The organism is Microcoleus sp. F10-B2, assembly GCF_036704965.1.
Lineage (GTDB): Bacteria > Cyanobacteriota > Cyanobacteriia > Cyanobacteriales > Microcoleaceae > Microcoleus.
The window spans coordinates 12256-33039 of sequence record NZ_JAUBTB010000026.1; the positions used below are offsets into that span (position 1 = coordinate 12256).

The 20784-nt window shown below is 44.5% G+C and carries 13 protein-coding genes; 8 read left to right on the top strand and 5 right to left on the bottom strand.

What is annotated here, in order from left to right:
• Window positions 1–75 precede the first annotated feature (75 nt).
• From QUA99_RS12430 to QUA99_RS12450, 5 genes are all read left to right on the top strand, one after another.
• Complete coding sequence (locus QUA99_RS12430) at window positions 76–7878, top strand: nSTAND1 domain-containing NTPase (protein ID WP_333236892.1); 7803 nt, start codon at window positions 76–78, stop codon at window positions 7876–7878.
• Between the two features lie 351 nt (window positions 7879–8229).
• A complete protein-coding gene (locus QUA99_RS12435; RefSeq protein ID WP_333236893.1) occupies window positions 8230–9792 on the top strand; it encodes an aminotransferase class I/II-fold pyridoxal phosphate-dependent enzyme in 1563 nt (520 codons plus the stop codon).
• A gap of 102 nt (window positions 9793–9894) precedes the next feature.
• A complete protein-coding gene (gene cbiT, locus QUA99_RS12440) occupies window positions 9895–10488 on the top strand; it encodes a precorrin-6Y C5,15-methyltransferase subunit CbiT (RefSeq protein WP_190659397.1) in 594 nt (197 codons plus the stop codon).
• A gap of 284 nt (window positions 10489–10772) precedes the next feature.
• Window positions 10773–11690 (top strand): phosphatidate cytidylyltransferase, encoded by a 918-nt coding sequence (locus tag QUA99_RS12445; RefSeq protein ID WP_333236894.1) that lies wholly within the window; start codon window positions 10773–10775, stop codon window positions 11688–11690.
• 14 nt (window positions 11691–11704) lie between these two features.
• A complete protein-coding gene (locus QUA99_RS12450; protein ID WP_333236896.1) occupies window positions 11705–11902 on the top strand; it encodes a hypothetical protein in 198 nt (65 codons plus the stop codon).
• A 116-nt stretch (window positions 11903–12018) separates the two neighbouring features.
• Here the strand turns inward: QUA99_RS12450 and QUA99_RS12455 are convergent, their stop codons facing one another.
• Window positions 12019–12810 carry a DUF2993 domain-containing protein gene (locus tag QUA99_RS12455; protein ID WP_333236899.1) on the bottom strand — a complete coding sequence of 264 codons (792 nt, stop codon included), beginning with the start codon at window positions 12808–12810 and terminating at the stop codon, window positions 12019–12021.
• Between the two features lie 596 nt (window positions 12811–13406).
• Between QUA99_RS12455 and QUA99_RS12460 the strand changes: the two genes are divergently transcribed.
• Together QUA99_RS12460 and QUA99_RS12465 are read left to right on the top strand one after the other, a co-directional pair.
• Entirely contained in the window at window positions 13407–14201 is a 795-nt protein-coding gene (locus QUA99_RS12460) for a pseudouridine synthase (RefSeq protein ID WP_333236902.1), read from the top strand.
• Entirely contained in the window at window positions 14198–15079 is an 882-nt protein-coding gene (locus QUA99_RS12465) for a RodZ domain-containing protein (protein WP_333236903.1), read from the top strand. The genes QUA99_RS12460 and QUA99_RS12465 overlap by 4 nt, the downstream gene beginning before the upstream one ends.
• Window positions 15080–15474: 395 nt before the next feature.
• Here the strand turns inward: QUA99_RS12465 and malQ are convergent, their stop codons facing one another.
• Window positions 15475–16983, bottom strand: coding sequence for a 4-alpha-glucanotransferase (gene malQ, locus QUA99_RS12470; protein ID WP_333236905.1), 1509 nt, complete (start codon window positions 16981–16983; stop codon window positions 15475–15477).
• Between the two features lie 135 nt (window positions 16984–17118).
• On the opposite strand from malQ, the gene QUA99_RS12475 reads away from it, so the two are divergent.
• On the top strand, window positions 17119–17289 hold the full coding sequence (locus QUA99_RS12475) for a hypothetical protein (RefSeq protein WP_333236907.1): 171 nt from the start codon (window positions 17119–17121) through the stop codon (window positions 17287–17289).
• Window positions 17290–17447: 158 nt separating this feature from the next.
• On the opposite strand, the gene QUA99_RS12480 is transcribed toward QUA99_RS12475, so the two are convergent.
• The 3 genes from QUA99_RS12480 to QUA99_RS12490 all read right to left on the bottom strand — a co-directional run bounded on the left by QUA99_RS12480 (window position 17448) and on the right by QUA99_RS12490 (window position 20678).
• Window positions 17448–17573: a photosystem II protein Y gene (locus tag QUA99_RS12480; protein WP_333053037.1), complete on the bottom strand. Its 126-nt coding sequence runs from the start codon at window positions 17571–17573 to the stop codon at window positions 17448–17450.
• 484 nt (window positions 17574–18057) lie between these two features.
• Window positions 18058–18816 carry a MinD/ParA family protein gene (locus QUA99_RS12485; protein ID WP_333236910.1) on the bottom strand — a complete coding sequence of 253 codons (759 nt, stop codon included), beginning with the start codon at window positions 18814–18816 and terminating at the stop codon, window positions 18058–18060.
• A gap of 71 nt (window positions 18817–18887) precedes the next feature.
• Window positions 18888–20678: a CHASE2 domain-containing protein gene (locus QUA99_RS12490; RefSeq protein WP_333236912.1), complete on the bottom strand. Its 1791-nt coding sequence runs from the start codon at window positions 20676–20678 to the stop codon at window positions 18888–18890.
• Between the last annotated feature and the right edge of the window lie 106 nt (window positions 20679–20784).

Here is a 20784-nt window from a genome sequence, read left to right on the forward strand (position 1 = left end):
CAAATAAAACATCACTGCAACTAAAAAACTGAATTAGCACTTAGTCCCATTTATATTTTTTTAGGAGTTACACCAATGACACGACATGATTTTGAACGTAATTTTGCCATCATTATTGGTATTAATAATTATGCTCAAAGACCATTAAGGGCAGCAAAAAACGATGCGGAAAAACTGGCTCAGATTCTTAGTTCAGAAGAACGAACACTAGATGAGCGGTACAAAGTTTTATTACTTACAGATGAACAGGCTACGCACAGTGAACTGACGAAGTTACTACAAGCTTTGAAAGAAGGAAAAATTCATTTTTCTGATGGAGAAACTGTTGAACTAAAAGATAATAATCGTCTTTTGATTTATTTTTCAGGTCATGGTGTTGCTTCTAGTCTCGAAGATAGTCAGAAAGTCCGCAATGAGGCAGAAAAAGAAAAAATTCTTAATAAGCAATTTTTGCAGTGTCAGGATGGAAAATCATTACCTCTGAAATCTTTGTTTGATGCTCTGAAGCCCCTAAATTGTCGTCACTTACTCCTGATTCTGGACTGCTGCTTTGCAGGTCAAGCAATAAATAATACAGGTCTAGAAGATGTAAGTGTATCTAGGACAGCTAGTTTTGAGGATGACTCAGAGATAAAGTACGAGCGACAATACAAGCTCATGTATTCCCAACCTGCTTGGACAGCGATTACTTCATCGGGTTATGAGGAAGCTCTTGATTCCAAAAATTCTCATCAAATCCATTCCTATTTTGCACGAGCTTTATTCAAAGTTCTGGATTATAAGACTGCGAAAAAATCAGATTATAATGATGACGATATTATCACAGACAACGAAATTTACACTTATCTTAAAAACGATAAATTTGTTAATGAGTATCAATCTCCCCAGAAATTTACCCTGACATTTACGGGCAAAAAACAATCAGGGCAGTATTTTTTTATACTGCCCGATTTTGAGCCAACTAAACTAGAAGAAATTCTAGATCAATTTAGTCCATATAAAGGTCTTTTGTCGTATGAAAAAGGTGATGCTCTCCTATTTAGAGGCAGGAAACGACTTGTGGAGGAATTATTTAAGCGCGTCTACGAGAACAAGCAAAAGTTAACGGTTGTGACTGGCGCATCTGGCTCTGGCAAGTCAAGTTTGGTAAAAGCGGGTCTTCTTGCCAAGATAGAAAAAGAAAATGAGTCACCACAATCTAATACATCTAATAATCCAAAATTATGGAAAATTTTTGGGCCAATTCGTCCTGGTGAGTCTCCTTTTAAGGCATTAGTCAATGCAGTTGAAGTACCTCAAGCGTCTGATAACACGAACATTTCAGAGCTTTCTAAGAAATTAGATTTTTTTTACGAAAAGTTAAATCATAAGTCCATAAACCCCAAAGGTTTTGCGATGCCTGGGAAATTAATTCGCCACGATGAAAATCTTAAAAAAGAAATTGCAGATGTTTTCAACGAATTAACTAACGAATTCATCCAACAATTATCTAATGAGGAATTTTTTTTGTTAGTTATCGATCAATTTGAAGAGTTGGTCACTCTGTGCCAACCATTAGAGCAAGAATATTTTTTGAAGTTACTCGCACAGATGTTAAACAAGTCTGAAAATCTGAAAATTGTCCTAACGGTGCGTTCAGATTTTGAAATTTATTTTCGAGGTTCCTCAACTACCAGCAATTCTCCAGACACTACCACTGATTTAAATATTAGTCAATACTGGAATAAAGAAGCCCGTTTAGTCGTTGATGAGATGAATATTGACGAATTGAAACAGGCAATTGAAAAACCAGCCAGACTTTTTGGTGTGGACTTTGAGTCGGATCAACTCGTTAATGACATTATTGACGATGTTCGAGGAATGCCGGGAGCGTTGGCACTACTCTCATTTACATTAGAAAAACTCTATCAGGATGCTAAAAATCCCTCGGCTCAAAATTCTCGTGAGCCAATAACGATTACCCAACAGCATTACACAGCATTAGGTGGTGTCGCAAAAGCTTTAACTAACAAGGCAACGGACGTATACGACAAACTTGGTAAAAAGTTGCCAGAGAATCATCAAATATCCACCAAAGAAAAGGATAAGGAGGATGAAAAGTTTACTAAGGAATACGAAAGAGAATGCAAAAAACTAGGCAAACCTATTCCTGCCGAGGATGAATCAGCAGGCCAGGTACGCCAAGCAATGATGAAACAGCTTATGCTTCGCATGGTCACAATACAGGGAGGAAAATTAACCAAGCGACCTGTACCTAAATCTGAGTTACAGTATCCTGATTGGCGTTGTAGACACAAAGATGCTACATATCGTATGTGTCAAGTCATCGATCGACTTATCAAGGAGCGCTTGATTGTTTCAAATTTAAACGAGTATGTGAAGAATGGTCAGAAGGTAGAAATGTCCTATGTAGAACCTGCTCACGATGCTCTCATCCTATATTGGGATAAGCTCAGTAAAAAAGATGAGGGAAAAGAACAGGAACAGGAAAATCAAGATCGAGAACAGGGATGGTTGGAAGAACAAGAGGAAAATTGGGGTCTAAGAGAACGGCTCATTACTGAGGCTCAAGATTGGTATGAACGGGAACGCGAATTAAAAAAATATAATACTGAATTAGAGGAAAATTTAAAGTATCTGATCTTATCAGGTATTAAGGTTGCAATAAATATCATACCTCTTATAATTAATAGCTTGATTGAACAAGAAGCCAAAAATGAGTTGTTTAATAAAATAAAATGGGGGATATTAAAATTAGTTACGATTGTGTTAGGAATGTTTTTTATTTTGTTGGGAATTCTGTTGTTACTGGCCTTGGTATTAATATTATTTGACAAACCATTAGTTTTTGTTCCATGGAGCGAGTTTTTAATTGGATTGTTAATTTTCGGTCTTATCGGTCTTGTTCTGATTTGGTTGGGATTATTTTTTATCCATTGGAAATTGGCTTTTAAAGTTTTTAAACTTTTAGCGTTTTTTATCTTTTTCAGATTACTTCGACGAACTAACCCACAGTTAGAACAGAATTATAATTTATCAATCAAGGATAAAAAATCAAATAATACTGTAAATCCAGGTAACTCTCTATGGGAAAATAATACCCGATTAGAGCAGGTTAGGCCGTTTCTCTACTCTCAGGATAGCTGGTTGAATCAGACTGAAACTGAGTTTGTACGGCAAAGTGTCATCCGAAAAAGACAAAGTGAAATTAAGTTATCAGTGGGAGCATTAGTAGTAATAGTAGGGGCTACAATTTTGACAGGAGTTGCTTGGTTGGGACAAAGGGACGCAAGTATTAAGAAAGTTCATGCTCTAACACAATCAGCAGAAGCCAACTTGCAATCAAAAAATGAATTAGAGGCGGCAGTCGATATTTTACGGGCACGAAAAGCTTTTGAGGAAATCAGCTTCAACAAGCCAGACACAGAAAAGGCAGAAGTGCAAAGAACACTTCATAAGGTTTTTTATGCAGCAATAGAACGCAATCGGCTTCAGAATCGAGGACCTGTATATGATATGGCGTTAAGTTCCGATGGGGAACTGCTAGCAGTCGTTGGAAAAAACGATACGGTATTTATATATAAAGTTCCACCTAATAATCAATCCTGGAATTATCAAATCTGGAGTTTTATATCTAAATTTATAAAAAACTTTCGTCTTGTTAAGCAATTAGATAGCCGAGCAGATACAGATAATAAACTAGAACATCTTGATACTTTTTCAACAAAACAAGATAATGTCTATAGTGTGGCATTTTCAAGATTAAAAAACGGCTCGAAATTTTTGGCGACTGGGGCGGCAGACGGAACGGTAAAATTGTGGAAAATTGAACAAATAGACGGCAAAATAAATCCCACTCAAGTTTTCCCAGAACTACCAATTAATACTGAACACAGTGAAGCCACTCAAGAACCATCAATCAACAATAAAAAACGAAGTTCGGTTGTCAAGGCTTTAGCATTCGATCCAGAAGGTAAAAAGCTGGCAATTGGTCGAGAGGACGGCACAGTCACGTTGTGGAATATTGAACAACAGGACGGGAAAGCTATCCCTAAACCTGACGATCGATCGATATCTCTAGGAAAAAAAGAATCAGGGGAATCAGAGAAATTAGAGAGGGTCTATCGCATTGCATTTAGTTCTAAGGGTTTGCTGGCAATTCTTAGAGTAAAAGACATCGAGATATGGGATACCACCAAGAAAAATGAAAAACTACTCCGCACAATACCCGATCAAAATAATGTATACAGCGTGGCATTCACTCCAGACGACAAATTGGCAACTGGGGCAGAAAACGGCACAGTCACGTTGTGGAGTATTGACGAACCTAACAATAAAATAAAAGAATTAATCAAAACAAGACAAGGGGCTGTCTATAGCATGGCATTTAGTGATGATGGGAAACTAGCAACTCGCGGAGCGGATGATAGAGTTATTGTGTGGGATACCTCCTCCTCTAAAAAACTTAACACAATTCAACCGCAGGAAGAAACCTCTCCAATCAAATCTATAGCATCTAGTCTTGACGGTAAAAGGCTAGCAACGGGTGACATGAATGGTACAGTAAGGATTTGGGATGCTTCAGGTAAACCCATTAGGAGAATTAACACAGAGCATAAGTATATCTGGGATTTGGCATTAAGTCCTAATGACAACTTAGTGGCAACTGTTGGAGAAGGTGACAGAGTTAGTATATTCGACACAGTTCGGGGTGGCAACCTCTACAAATCCCAAAATGACAAACAAGTAACACAAGGAAGAATATCTGTTCATAGCGTGGCGTTTACTCGTGACGGCAAATACTTGGCAATTGGTAAAGAAAAAGATGCTGTGACGCTGCTCAGCGTTGAGTCTACTCGTGACGCAAAAAAATGGGCTAGTCCAAAGAAAGATACTGTGACGTTGAAGATTAAAGAAAATATGAGTATAAAAAAACCTGAAGATATTCAGAAAACATTAATCCCAGTAGGAGAAGGAATTTTTTATAGCATAGCGTATAGTCCTGACGGGAAACAGGTAGCAACTTTACGAGCACAGAATATAGATTCTAAACGAGAGGATGAATTAATTCTGTGGTCTACCTCGAATAACGGGGGTACTTGGAATGAGAACCAGATAATCCCACTTCCTCCAGGAAGTGCAAAAAATAAGAGCGTAGCATTCAGAAGCAATGGTTTACTAGCAATTAGTCAACCTGGTGGCGTAGTCCGTTTTTGGGATATCAACCAGAAAACATGGGTTGGATATTTAGAAACGCAACAAGGTAATATCAGTTCTTTAACCTATACTTCTGACAATCTACTGGCAACTGCTGGAGAAGATGGCTTGGTGAAGTTATGGAATTTATGGGTGAACCAACCTATGCAATTCTCACTCCAGTCAAGTCAACTCAGGAGCGTAGTATTCTCTCCCGACAGTACGCGAGTAGCAACTATTGAAAAACAAAGCAACACCTTCAAATTGTGGCAAATCTCAGCCAATAATGAACGTAAACAGCTTGACCTAATGCTGACGGAGGCAAGTCAAGAGCAAAATCAGTTGCTAAAGCAGTCTCTAGATGGGATCGAGAAGGCAATGTTTAGTCCTGACGGTAATCGACTGGCAACTATTGACAATAACGGCAAAGTAAAACTGTGGGATATCTCTAAGGATCGAGATCGAGCTAAACTGCTTTATTCCCATGAGAAAAATCAGCCGTCCAATGAGCCTAAAGAACCAACGCTAAGTCAACTCAGGATTACTAATGTGGCGTTCAGTCCTAACGGTAATCTACTGGCAACTATTGACAAAGACAGCAAAGTAGAACTGTGGAATATCTCGAATGGTCAATATTCTAAGTTAGAAAATCAGCAATCAAATGAGCCACAAGAACTAAACAATGTTACTAATGTGGCGTTCAGTCCTGACGGCAAAATACTGGCAACTATTAACAATAGGAATACAGTTAACCTGTGGGACATCTCAGGAAGCCAACTTAAACAACCAAAAGACTCAATCCCAACGGAGCAAGACGAGGTGAGTAGCATAGCGTTCAGTAGTAAACGCGATCTACTAGCCACGGGTGCAAAAGACGGCACAGTCAGGTTGGGTGATACTTCTGGCAAGCTTTTCCACCAAATCAATACACTGCAAGGCAAAGTCAAAAGCGTAATCTTCAGTCCTGACGGTAAGCTGCTAGCAACTATTGGAGAAAAAGAACTAGCAACTATTGGAGAAAAAGAAAATACTCTTAAAGTATGGTATGTCTTGGGGGATAAGCTCCGGCCATTTAAAGCAGAGCAACCAAGAATTTCTAGCGTAGCGTTCAATTCTGACAGCACCGAACTAGCAACTGCTAAAGATAACGGCTGGATTAACCTGTGGCAACTCGGTGGCAATAAAGACCTTAGCAATGAAAATCAATTGATGAAAGGGGTCTGTGATTTGGTTAAGGATTATATAGAGAATAGCCCGGATGTTGAACCTAGCGATCGAGAATTATGTCCTCAACCAAGTGATCACATTACAACCAACCAGCCAATCACGACTAGCAATAATAGTCAAGTAGCAACCCCTACAAATTCCAACCAGTCTACTCAGAGCGAAGCGAGCGCCACTGATAAAATCAGCATTAGTAACAACATTCTCGTACCAAGCCCTACTAATCCCGATTTGCAGTCCGCACTGCAAGCGATCGAAGCTAGGGCTTTTGAGACAGCCAGTTACTACTTAGAACGCTCCCTACAGAAGAAGCGTAATAATCCAGAAGCCCTAATTTATCTCAACAATACCCGAATTGGCAATCTCCAATCTTATACGATCGCAGTACCTGTTCCACTTACAAGCAATCCCAACGGCGCATTAGAAATCCTGCGCGGAGTTGCTCAAGCTCAACAAGAATTTAACCTGTGGGCAAAGAATCAGCAGGGTGTCATACCGATACGGGTGTTAATTGCTGACGATCGCAACGATCCCAAAACTGCTAAAGAAATCGCTGAAGAATTAGCTAAAAATTCAGAACTTCTTGGAGTTGTCGGACATTTTGCTAGCGATGTAACTAGGGAAGCAGCCACAGTTTACAACAGCAAAGGATTAGTGGCAATTTCTCCAGTCAGTACCTCGGATGAATTGTCAAATGTGCTTGGTCAATACGTCTTTCGCACTGTACCCAGAGATAGTTTAGCTGGTGAAAAATTGGCTAACTATATGCTTGAGAAAATGGGAAACAAAAAAGCTGTTGTGTTTTATAACTCCCAAAGTGAGTATAGTCGATCTCTCAAATCAGCATTTGAGTCTGTTGTTTCTAGGGAAAGAGGGCAAGTACTGCCAGCAGTTGACCTATCCCCTGCCAATTTTAATGCAGATAATGCGATTCCAAAAGAAGCTGAAGTGCTAGTCTTACTGCCAAGCACCGAAAAACTAGATGAAGCGCTCAAAATTATCGAAGCAAACAAGCGACGGCTGCCTATCTTAGCGGGAGATGATGTTTATAGCTTGAAAACTTTGCAAGAAGGTCAAGATAATGCAGTAGGCATGATACTAGGAATTTCTTGGCATATTGACCCATCCGGTAAAGGCTTTACAGGAACCTCTAAAAACCTTTGGAATGCAGATGTTAACTGGCGAACTGCCATGTCTTACGATGCTGCTAAAGCTTTAATAGGAGCAATTAAGCAACATCCAGATCGCCAGAAAATAGCAGAAACTCTGCGTTCAGAAGGTTTAGATCCTAATCAAGCACAATTTAGTGCTGAGGGAGCAAGCGGAAAGATACAATTTGACAAATCGGGCGAACGTCTCAACCCAACAATTCAACTTGTCACAGTCAAGAAAAAGCCTTCCCGTTCCCGCTCTAACACTGGCTATGATTTTGAGCTAGTAGTAGAAGAGCAAAAATAGACTGTGGCCAGGGAATGCGATCGCCCAAAACTTCCTCACCACAGTAAGCTGAAAAATAGTCGCAGACTGTGGTAGGATTTTGTGCTGTAACTGAAACCACAGCCCCTAGACAAACCATAAGTAAAGCAGTAGCCAGAATTTTCAACTGTTTGGGTTTCATACTTAAGCAGTCCATATTAAGTCATTTTAGAGAAGTTTGAAATTGAGACAGTGTTGCTTGTGGGCGATTGCAAGGAAAAAGGAAGCAGTCGATGCGATCGCGGAATTTCCAGCAACGGTTTCAGCAATTAATAACGTCCGGTGAAACCTCGGCGGTTGCTATAATTCCAAATAATCAAATCAAGATTAAGCGTGTCACCAGCAAACTCTCAACAACAAACACCTCTATTAGATGCCTTGCGCGATCGCACAAATCATCCGCACGCCCCATTCTACGCCCCCGGACACAAAGGCGGACAAGGAATCTCTCAACCCCTAATTGACTTATTCGGTGCAGCAGTATTTCGTTCGGATTTGCCCGAATTGCCGGAGTTAGACAATCTCTTTAACCCAGAAAGTGCAATTGCCCAAGCTCAAGACTTAGCCGCCGCAGCATTTGGAGCCCAATCAACTCGGTTTTTGGCTAACGGTTCGACTTGCGGAATTATCGCCGCCATTTTAGCAACTTGCGGCCCCGGCGATAAAATTATCTTGCCTCGAAATATCCACTCCTCGGCGATTTCAGGTTTAATTTTATCGGGTGCAATTCCAATTTTTGTCAATCCAGAGTACAACTCGGATTGGGATATTGCCAACAGCGTCACCCCAGAAGCCACAGCCGCAGCATTAGAACAACATCCCGACGCCAAAGCAGTAATGATAGTTTACCCAACCTATCACGGCGTCTGCGGGGATTTGCGGGCGATCGTCCAAATTACCCATCAATACAACATACCGTTATTAGTAGACGAAGCCCACGGCGCACACTTTAACTTTCATCCAAACTTGCCAGAACCGGCACTGTCAGCCGGCGCCGATTTAACAGTACAATCAATCCACAAAACCCTCGGTGCAATGACACAAGCATCGATGCTGCACGTCAAGGGCGATCGCATAGATATCCAAAAATTAAATAAAGCATTGCAGCTAGTACAATCTACCAGTCCCAGTTATATACTATTAGCATCCCTAGACGCAGCCCGCCAACAAATCGCACTCCACGGCGAACAGTTAATGGCGCAAACTTTACAGCTAGCAGAAAAAGCGCGATCGCGCATCAGTCAAATTCCCGGATTATCAGTTTTAGAACCGTTAAATACACCGGGTTTTGCAGCATTAGACAGAACCAGGCTAACAGTAAAAGTATCCAATTTAGGAATCACAGGATTTGCCGCTGATGAAATTCTGCACTCTCAACTCGGTGTGACGGCAGAATTACCAATGCCGCAACATTTAACATTTATTATCAGCTTGGGAAATACAGAATCAGATATTGACAATCTAGTTAAAGCTTGTACTCTTTTAGAAGGAAGAACGAAGAAGGAAGAAGGAAGTTCGGCAACGAGCACTGTACAAGATGTAACGGATGTCAGGAAGAAGGAAGAAGTCCGAAAGAAGAAGTCCGAGAGAAGAAGTCCGATGTCCGATGGAAGATTGGCCCACTCTCCCACTCTCCCACTCTCCCCCTCTCCCCCTCTCCTCTCCCCTCGCGAGGCCTTCTTTTTCCCAGCGGAAACAGTACCCGCAGGCAAAGCAGTCGATCGCCTGTGCGCCGAACTCATCTGTCCCTATCCCCCAGGAATACCAGTCCTGATGCCCGGTGAAATCATTACCCCAGCAGCCGTTGACTACCTGCAACAAATCCTTGCCGCCGGCGGAAAAATCACAGGTTGCAGCGATCCCGGCCTCCAAACTCTCAAGGTTGTGCGACAGTAAATATTAAGGCTTGGGGGAAATTGGCAGAATTTCTACTAATTCTTCCACGAGTTCCAACTGCCGTCTTGCTTCAATCAAAAATCAAAAATCAAAAATATAACTATGCTTTGGCCCTACGTCACTCCAGGCATCCCGGATGACTTATTTGAACGTTTACCGGGAATTCCCATGAGTAAGCGAGAAGTCCGACTGCTGTTAATCTCCCACCTGCGGCTGCAAGCAGATTCAGTGGTGTGGGACATCGGTGCAGGTACTGGTACGATCGCCGTAGAAACAGGTTTGCTGTGTCCCAAAGGTCGGATTATCGCCGTCGAAAGGGACGAAGAAGTAGCAAGCTTGATTCGCAGAAATTGCGATCGATTCGAGCTCGACAACGTAGAAGTCATAGAAGGCAGTGCCCCGGAATGCCTGGAAAACCTGCCCCAACCCCCCCACCGAGTCTGCATCGAAGGAGGTCGCCCCATTAAAGCGATTCTCCAAGAAGTCTGGCGGTACTTGCAACCCCACGGTAGAGTGGTCGCCACAGCCTCGAATTTAGAAAATCTTTACGCCCTTTCCGAAGGCTTCGCCGAGTTGCAAGTCCGCAACATCGAGGTAGTCCAGTCCGCCGTCAACCGCTTGGAGACTCGCGGCCTCAGTCAAACCTTTGCCGCCGTCAATCCCATATTTATTCTCAGCGGCGAAAAGCTGGATTAGAAGCAAGAAGAAGGCACGACACGAATTTTGACACGGATACACGAATTAATTCTGTAATTCTTAATCTTTTTTAAGTTCACTTAACCTTCATACTTAAGAATAGGGGCCACCATAGCTGGATTGACCGCCTGACTTGAGATATTGGATAACGGATGGGGGATGGGGGTTAGTTGTGCAAGGGATCAACTCGTGCTCTAGAAAAATCCAAAATCTCCAATCCAAAATCCAAAATCCAAAATCCAAAATCGAATGATCCGCCGCCGTCTGCAAGAGAAATTCATTTTATGCCTTGGTCTCGTATCCTGAGTGGAATAGTTGCGATCGCCCTTGCTTTGGGAATGATTATTATGGGCGGATGGTACTTCACCGTCGGCTTTGGAGTCATCGTCTACCTAGGCCAATTGGAATATTTTCAATTAGCCAGGGCTAAAGGCATTGCGCCCGCTGCCAAAACTACCTTAGCCGTCAGTCAAGGGCTATTGATTACTGCCGCCCTAGCACCGGAACTCGTAGACGCCATGTTCCCCTTAGCGGGAACCTTAATTTGTTTCTACCTGTTATTCCAACCTAAATTATCGACGATCGCCGATATTGCCTCCTCAGTTTTAGGATTGTTCTACGGCGGTTATTTGCCCAGCTATTGGGTACGCCTGCGAGTGGGCCTCGACCCAGCCAATCTTGCTACAACCCAACTTTCGCAAGCAGTAGCAAGCAATTTGCCGGTTAACATTTACCCGTCCCCGTCTTGGACAAATTCCAGCCACATATCTTTAGGATTGACTTCGCTGCTGCTGGCTTTCTTCTGCATCTGGGCCGCTGACATTGGGGCTTATTTTGTCGGCAAATTCTTCGGCCGCACTAGCCTGTCCCATATCAGCCCCAAAAAAACCGTTGAAGGTGCAGTATTTGGAGTTTGCGGCAGCATCGCCGTGGCAGTCGCTGGGTCTTGGTATTTACACTGGCCGGGGTGGCCGTATACTGGGGCTGCTTTTGGTCTGTTGATTGGGGTTGCTAGCCTGTTGGGAGATTTAACTGAGTCGATGATGAAGCGAGACGCCGGCGTTAAGGATTCGGGACAGTTGATCCCCGGTCACGGCGGCATTCTCGATCGCACCGACAGTTATGTTTTTACCGCACCGTTAGTCTACTATTTTGTGACTTTATTTTTGCCCGCGATCGACTCTTTTTTAATTAATCGGTAATTGGGAATTGGTAATTGGGAATTGGGCATGGGGAATTGGGAATTGGTAATTGGGCATTGGGCATGGGGTATGGGGAATTGGGCATGGGGAATTGGGCATGGGGAATTGGGCATTGGGGATGGGGTATGTATTCCCAGGCTCTACCGAAGAACCAGGTTAAAGTCAACAGTCAACAGTCAACAGTCAACAGTCAAGTAAGTAGAACGGCGTAAATATTTGTAGTTGGAATGAGGCAGGAGGCAGCTATGCTGAAGGCAGGAGGGAAGAGGGTTTCAGCCTCATTTATTTTTCTTAACACAGTTGTGTTTTTTCCCACAGACTTACTTAACTAAGGCAAAACTCTAATTCCTCCCCGACAAACAATCTCCCCCGGACTCAAAATCAATTCTTCAATCTCAACTTCCTGCCCAAAATCAATTTTAAAACCATTGAAATCACTGCTCTTTAATTCTCCATTCATTTCGATTTCTGGTGATTCAAACATCAATTCGCGACCGCTGGCTATCCGCAAACCAGTCCGCAATACCAAAGGAATTTGCCTACCGCCAGCGCGAAAAATAGTCGCCGAAAGCGTTAACAAACCTGCCTCAATAGCAATCTGCGAATTTTGCAACTTCAGCGACTGTTCCCTATCTGTCAGCGGCAGCATTGGCAGCAAAAATTCGCTCAAAGCATCAGCCAGCAAAGGCGCTTTCAGCGACGCATTCAAATCCGTTTGGCTGAGCCTCAAAACGCCTGTCACGGGAACGGATTCCAGGAGGCGCAGGGGTTGGCCTTTGAGAGCTTGACCGAGGTTGATGCGAATGCCGCAGCCCTCTATGGCAACTTCAGTTAGGTGTAGTCCTTTATACACAGCACCGCGAGCTGCAGCCGTGACTTTGGGGATCGCACCGCTGAAGATTTGTCGATCGCTCCCCTCAATTTTCACCTTCAAGTCGTCCACCTGCTGAACTTGCGATCGCAGCCACAACTGCACCGCCGGAGACAGCACCGCGCTCGCGATCCGGCTGCCTTGACTCGGCGAAGGTCTCCCGGGCTCCTCGCCGAGATTAACAGTCCCACCAGAGCCAGCAGCGCCATCTTTATTGTTGAATTGAAGAGAGTTTCGATCGACAGTCATAAAGAATTTCAAAATATAAACCTTAATATTCAAGCACAGAAATTTAACTAGAACTTGCGCATCCGGCCTCAAAAACCCCTTTGATTCACAGATATATTGCCGTAAACCTCATATTTTTAAAGAAACCGGGTTCATGAGCGCAACTCCTATTAACTCCAAAACCAAGCTGAAATCTCGCCTCAGCAACGCCAGAAGCAGAAAAATTCTCACCTTTTCCCCCCTTGGGATCTTTCCTGAGTTCCTGAGTTGTGCGATCCCGAGGAAAAATTCGCGATCGAGCGTATAAATTTAACCATCAGTACGGGATTTATGGTAGTGTTGGTTTAGGGTTTGGTCAAACCCACACCTCTCAAACCAGCCGCACAGCAACGGTGCAAACCTGTGCCTACCGGGAGTCTTTTCCTCGTAGTTTTTGCACAACATTCAGGGTCATGCCATCAGGACAATCTGCATCAAGCCGGGCGTGCTGTAATGATTGGTCAGCATTATAATTTATTCCCCACCAGGAATTGAGCATCAGTAGTAAGGTTGAGCAATTAACCGTGTCGTGTTTCCTACCCCACCGCTCGCTCGTTGGGGGTTTCCACACTCCCGTCATGTCTGATGAAAGGCTGCAAAAAATCCTCGCCCAGTGGGGCATTGCCTCTCGCCGTCTTGCAGAACAGATGATTGTAGCTGGACGAGTCCGAGTTAATGGCAATATTGTTCATTTAGGACAAAAAGCGAATCCCGATCGCGATCTCATCCAAGTCGATGGAGTCCCGCTGAAACCAACGGATCGACCGGCAGAGGTCTATATGTTGCTCAACAAGCCGGCAGGCGTCGTTTCTACTTGCAGCGATCCCAGGGCAAGATCGAAAGTTCTCGACCTGCTGCCGCCCAAACTGCGCTTTGGTCAAGGCATCCACCCCGTAGGACGCTTAGATGCAGATTCCACCGGCGCCCTCTTGCTCACCAATGATGGTAAGCTGACATTTTCTTTGACTCATCCACGTCACTCGATCGCCAAAACTTATCAGGTTTGGGTGAGCGGCGATCCCCCGGAACCCATACTGGAAGCGTGGCGTCAGGGCATCATCTTGTCAGGCAGAAAGACTTTGCCGGCGAAAGTTAAAGTTCTCGATCGCGCGCGAGACCAAACTCTGTTAGAAATCATTCTATCAGAAGGCAGAAACCGACAGATTCGGCGAACTGCCGAACAGTTGGGATATCCCGTGGTGCGCCTGCACCGCACAGCCATCGGCCCGATTCAATTGCAGCGGCCCGGTTCGCCAATATTGCCACCAGGCTGCTGCCGACCCCTAGAAGATGCGGAAATTATTTATTTATGGAATCTAGTCAACCTAACATCAATAAGCGTGCCAGTAAATTCCCCGGAGCACAGCATATGACAAAGAATTTATTGTTTTTATTCTTCAAAACAACTAAGCAGAAACTGCACTCCCAAGAGCCAGAACCAGCTCAGAAGAAGCTAGCGGAAATAGGAGCTCAACTCCGCCAGTACCGCGAACAGCAGTCGATTTGTTTGGACAAAGTAGCTGTGGTAACAATGATTCGGCGGAATCTGCTGCAAGCAATTGAGGACGGTCAACTCGACCAACTTCCCGAACCAGTCTACACTCAGGGTTTGATCAAGCGCTACGCTGAAGCAATGGGTTTGGACGGAAATCAGTTTGCCGACTTTTTCCCGATCGAACCGCCGCCCCGATCGAAAACCAAGCTATCCTGGCAAGATGGGCCTCAATTGCGCCCGATGCACCTCTACCTCTTTTACACATTTCTAATTATCTGTTCGGTCAATGTCTTATCTCAGTTGATGAGCGGTTCTGTTACCGCAAAAAACGGTGCGGGAGCCGAAGAACTCGCACTTGGGCAACAAGAACAAGCTCGTTTAGCTGCTGAGGCATCCAACCCCTTAAAAAATCAGCAACCGGATAGTTACGCGGCGGTGGAAGCAGCAAGAACCGGTCAACGCTTAGATAAATCTGGCAATAAACCAGTGATGGTTAGCGTCACTTTTAAAGCAGAATCGTGGATGCAGGTTGAAGTCGATGGCAAAACAGAATTTGAAGGAATTTTGCCTTCAGGGACTGTACGCACCTGGCAAGCTCAAAAGCAATTGGTAGTTGTAGCTGGTAACGCCGGCGGGGTAATGGTTGCCGTCAATAACGGACAAGCCGAACAACTCGGAGTTCCTGGAGTCGTCAAAGAAGTAGTTTTTAAAGCAGACGACCTCAAGCCTGCAACACCGCCCAAAAATGAAGGGTAAGTGTTAATTTGTTATTGTTAATGGGTAATCGGGAATAGGTAATGGCTGGCAGTCCACAGCTTTTAATTAGAATATCCGTCTTGATGGACTCATTACCAATTACCAATTACCCATTATATCAAACCCGGTTGCATCGGAATAGTCAAATCCAGTCAACCGTCAACAATTCCCGATGGTGCAACCGGAATCAAGAGAATTCATCTGCGTAAATCTGTGTTTATCGGCCCTCATCTGCGGTCAAAAAAAGAGAATTGCTGAACCGCAGATGACAAGAGATTGACGCACATTGACGCAGATGAAAAGAATAGAGATAGGAATAATCCCGATGCTAACAGATTTGATATTACCCATTAACTATTACCAATTACCCACTACCAACTACCCCTTACCGACGATCAATTTTTATTGGGAGCGCGACCGGAGATGTAAGTCATGCTTTTGAGCCGATCGCCCACTTCCCCATTCAAAGCTTCGGGCCGATACCGCCATCCCCAATTTCCCTCTGGTTTCCCCGGAAAATTCATCCGCGCGTCCGTACCCAAACCCAACAAATCTTGAAACGGCACAATTGCCATATTAGCAACAGAAATCCAGCCCATGCGGATTAAAGACCAGTGAATTCCTTGGGGATCGATGCAGCCCAAATAACGTAAAACCTCATCTCTTTCGTAGTTTTGCAGTTGATTAAACCAGCCGACAGTCGTGTCGTTGTCGTGGGTGCCGGTGTAAACTACGCAGTTGCGATCGTAGTTGAAAGGCAAAAAAGGATCGCCAGGGCCTGCGCCGAAAGCAAACTGCAAAATCTTCATTCCTGGAAACTCGTATCGATCGCGCAAAGCTTCCACTTCTGGAGTAATTACCCCTAAATCTTCAGCGATAATCGGCAAGTCGCCAAACTTCTCGTTAATTAGATCTAACAAAGCTGTTCCCGGTGCTTTAATCCACTCTCCCTCGATCGCAGTTTCTTGTCCGCGCTTCACCGCCCAGTAAGCCTCAAATCCTCGAAAGTGGTCGATACGAGTTACGTCTACATAAGCGAAAATCGCTTCAAAACGCTCAACCCACCACTCGAAATTATTTGCTTGCAACTTCTCCCAATTGTATACGGGGTTGCCCCACAATTGACCTGTATTGCTGAAGTAATCTGGGGGAACTCCTGCCATTAAAGCTGCTTCTCCGGTGGCTTCATCCAAGCAGAACGTTTCTGGATGAGACCACACATCCGCGCTGTCGTGAGCTACATAAATCGGAATGTCGCCAATAATTTTAATGTCCCGCAGGTTAGCATAGCGTTTCAACTCCGTCCACTGGCGAAAAAATTCAAACTGAACGTATTTGTAGTAATAAATCTCAGCATTTAGCTGCTGGCGCCACTTCTCTACCGACTCGGGTTTTCGACGGGCAATTTCTGGTTCCCAATTGTTCCAGCTAACACCGCCAAAGTTATCTTTTAGTGCCATAAATAAGGCGTAATCTTCCAGCCAATTCTCTTTGCTTTCGCAAAAAGCTGAGAATTCTTTTTGCTGGATAGGAGATGCTTTGGCTTGGAAGTTTTCGCAAGCTTTTTTGAGCAGAGGCACTTTCAGGGCGATCGCCCGCTCGAAGTCTACATAATCCAGCGGAAATTCTGGCAAATTAGCGAAGTCTTCATCTGCGAGCAATTGCTCGTCCCGCAGCAGTTCTGGGTTGATCAGCAGCGGATTTCCCGCCATTGCTGAATAGCACGAATAAGGAGAATTGCCGTATCCTGTCGGGCCCAGCGGCAGTATCTGCCAGTATTGCTGGTCGCTCTCTACTAAAAAGTCAATAAAGCGATATGCTTCTATTCCCATGTCTCCAATGCCAAATCGACTGGGAAAGGATGTGGGGTGGAGTAGAATGCCGCTCGATCGGGGAAAAAGCATAATCTATCTAAAGATATAGGATTTAAACATTGACAATTTGACCGATATTCCCTATCACTTAAACTTTGCAGTTTTTAGGGCGATTGTCAGGGCAAATACTTTTGTGATTGTCTCATATTTTCTGCGGGAACGTGCTTGCTAAATATTTTGACGGCACTCTACTCACCACTGGTGAGTCAAGAGGAAAACATCAAAATCAGAAGTTATGCGATCGCCCCGGTTTCGCAACTAGGTTTTTTTACTCAAGCTCCTCTGCTGCAACAAAGTATTTTGGTCGAGCGCACCTGGTTTCTGCCTAAGTTTTGAAGATAACGTTTTTTTCGCTTTCGCCCTATCTCTCTGCAGTAGTAAATTGCCCGCCACAAATCAGCCATCGCTTCAGCAGAGCCAATGCACAAATCAGCCGGCTGTTTTTGTATCTCAAAAAACAGTCGGCTGCGGAATTACCTGAAAAGAGGCTGAGTTTAAGCTTGCTTGTTCAACAATTTCTGCACTTGTTTGAGAGCTATAGCGCCGACGTTGTAAGCAGCCCAGCCGCCCGCCAACAATACGGGCATCAATACTATTAGTATGCGGAAGTCAAAATCCATGAGTTCTCCTCCTAAAGTTTTTTAACAAATTCTCATAATCTATTTGTATCTCATTTTGTCACCATTCTCCTGAGTCTTTAACCAAATATTGTCGGCTTTAAACGGAACTTACCCCGCACATAAGATTCATTTCTTCTGAAACCATTACAGGGCAAGACTTTCCTGGAGCGGGAAAATCAAGTACATGACTACAACTTTTTACAACCCTTATGTGGAGCGGGTTTGAGTTAATTTTATGATACAGCAATACTTTGGTTCTAAATATTAAGAAAATCTTAAATACATGGCTACAAAATTGGAACTGCCAAATAGCTAAAACGAATACGGCTCAAAGAATACAGCCACCGAAACTACCCCCTGCAGGGGTAAGTTCCGTTTAAAAGTTCCTGGGCCACTAGCAGCCGGATACGCAGGAGGACATCGCTCCGCAAGATGAGAGCGAAAGCAAAACTCCTGGGCGGGAGCTCGGCATTCGCTGCACCAATTATCCCACAATCTGTTTTGCAATCCCTTCCACAACCTTAGTTAGAGGGTCGTTGGGGAAGTGCAGCGCAAACACTCCCTTGCTGGCGAGCAGCATCATCTGGTCGCTGTGGGGCAGTACCCCTGCCACTGGGATGTTGTAAATACTCTCTACTTGCTGCTTCAAATCGTCGAAATCCAGGGATTCTGGGGCTTTATTGATCGTCATCAAAATCTTGGGAACTTCTAATTTGCGGGCCACATCTACCGTGACAGCCGTTCCCTGAAAATCTTGCTGATCCGGACGCAAAATCAGCAGCAGGATGTCGGAAATGGTGATGCTGAGGAGGGTTTCTTCGTTGAGCCCCGGGTGCGTGTCGATAAATAGGTAGTCTAAGTTCAGAACCTCGATCAGTTCTTGAAAGCCGTCGGTAAGCAGTCCCACGTCGTAGCCTTCCCGCAAAACTCGCGCTATCTCCCCTGCTTTAATGCTCGAAGGAATCAGGTAGAGACTGCCGTTACTGGCTAATTTTGGCAGCAGCGAACTCACATTGTAGGCCGTATCGGCGATCGGACACCGGCCCCACAGGTAATCGTTCAGGCAGCGATCCATGTTGCTCTCGCTGAAACCGAACAGCACGTGAATCCCCGGTGATTGAATGTCTGTGTCCACAATGGCGACCCGATTTCCGCCGCGAGCGATAATAGATGCCAGGTTTGCTGTCGTGTTCGATTTGCCAGTTCCGCCCCGATAAGAGTGGACAGAGATGATTTTGGACATGATCTGCGTATGAGGGTAAGAAACGGGGAGAACCCATTATGATGCAATTCTCGATGCATTCGAGTTCTCTGTCATTCTTCCTTGCCCCCCAAATCCTCCTTATCTGTTAAACTATCAATTTTTTCATCTTTTATCATCTTTTGGGCGCCCCTGCGCTGCCGCATCTGTTTGGCTTTGGTTTGCAAATCGCTGAACTCGTCATCATGTTTAGTTTCGGCTGAACTAGCACCACAACGGGTATCGTTCGGGACACCCGTTGGAGAGGCGCTTTCCGATTCAGTCACGGCGGCGCGCTGCTTTTGCTGTGTGGCTTTTTCCTGCAACTGATTTAAATATTCGTCTGTCTGACTTTCGGCATTGGGAAGCTCTGGGCTACTGGCAATTATTTCTTGGGGATCGGAAGGTGCTTTTTCAGAGCTTTCTTTTTTGCTAATCCTCAGTTTATCTTTCTTTTGCTGCAATTCTTTAAAGAAATCCGATTCTGTGATTTCTGCGACTTGCTGTTCTTTTTTGGCTTGGTCTATTTCGATTTTGAAAACTTGTTTTACTCGATCGCTAATTGCTTTCCCGTATCCGGCTTTATTAAATCTGTCTGCTGATACTATGCTACCGCCAGTTAAGATTAATGCTAAGGCTGGCGCTGCCACAGGCACCCACCCTCCCAACAGAAAAATCCCAAAGCCGATCGCGCAACACCCGGACAGTATTGCTCCGAATGTCAGCGCCAACCGCACTGGGTGAGTCATCCGCGATGCCAAGGTTCCTCCCACAATTGACCATGCCGAAATCCACAAGATTTCTGCCCATTCCGGCCAAAACCAAAACATCGGTCTGTTGTCTAAAACTGCACTCAAAATTTGGCTGACTACTTGTGCGTGTGCCACGATCCCCGGCATGAATTGGTTGCTTTGCTTTCGCGCACTGTAAGGAGTATAAAAGAAATCTTTAACGGTTTCTGTGGTATAGCCGATCAGCACTATTTTATCTTTAACTAAATTCGGGTCAACTTTCCCTTCTAAAACATCCGTAATTCTGACTTGGTTTGCCACCTGCTGCCTCGAACGATAGTTAATTAGTATTTGATATCCTCTGGCATCGGCATTTCTGTATCCTCCGTCATTGCTTTCTAGTTGTTTGAATTGGGTTTTTCCCAGCCATAAAGATTGATCGGGTGCCAGTTTGGGAGAGATTTTTTGTCCTTGCAGGTAGCGGAGTGCTAGCTGGAGGTTGAATGAAAATAAAACTTGAGAACTGTCATTGCAAAGATGTTTTTGAACCGAGGAATTGCCTTCAATTATCGGCGGTTTCATAAATAATAAAGCCCTGCGGAGTATGCCGCCCGGATCGACTCCGAAATCAGCAAATCCTACCCGGTTTGTTGGCATTCCTGGGGGAGGCGGAGAACCGGGATTGTCCGGGCTTCCGTCGGTGACTAAACATACTCCAATAATTCGATCGCTTTTTTGTAAAACTTTAGTTAATTCCTGGCGGCCGTCTCCTAAAGGTACGTCTCGCAGTACATCTAAACCGATGACTGCTGGCTGCATTTTTTCCAGTTTTTGTAAGATTTCAGCTATTTTGCGATCGGATATCGGCCACTGTTTCAGTTTCTGAATGTCTGCTTCGGTAATCCCCACTACTAGCAAGCGCGAGTCTGGCTTTTCGTCGGAACGCCACCTCAGCATTTGATCGTAAGCGCTTAATTCTACTGGTTCGAGTATTCCTAGCTGTCTGGCCCCCATCAAGGACAATGTTACTGCCGCGCTGGCAATTAATACAGACCTAGCAAATGCTAGTGATGGTTTATACATTTGACTCAATTGAGCCGTTGCCGATCGAATTTTGTTAGATATTTTATTCATTATCCCAGCATAAAAGTTTGATTTGTTTCTGGAACAGCAGTTGTTTCGCCTTTGCCGCCTGCCGGAGACTTCATCCATCTTAGAACACCGGGAAACTCCGAGCGCT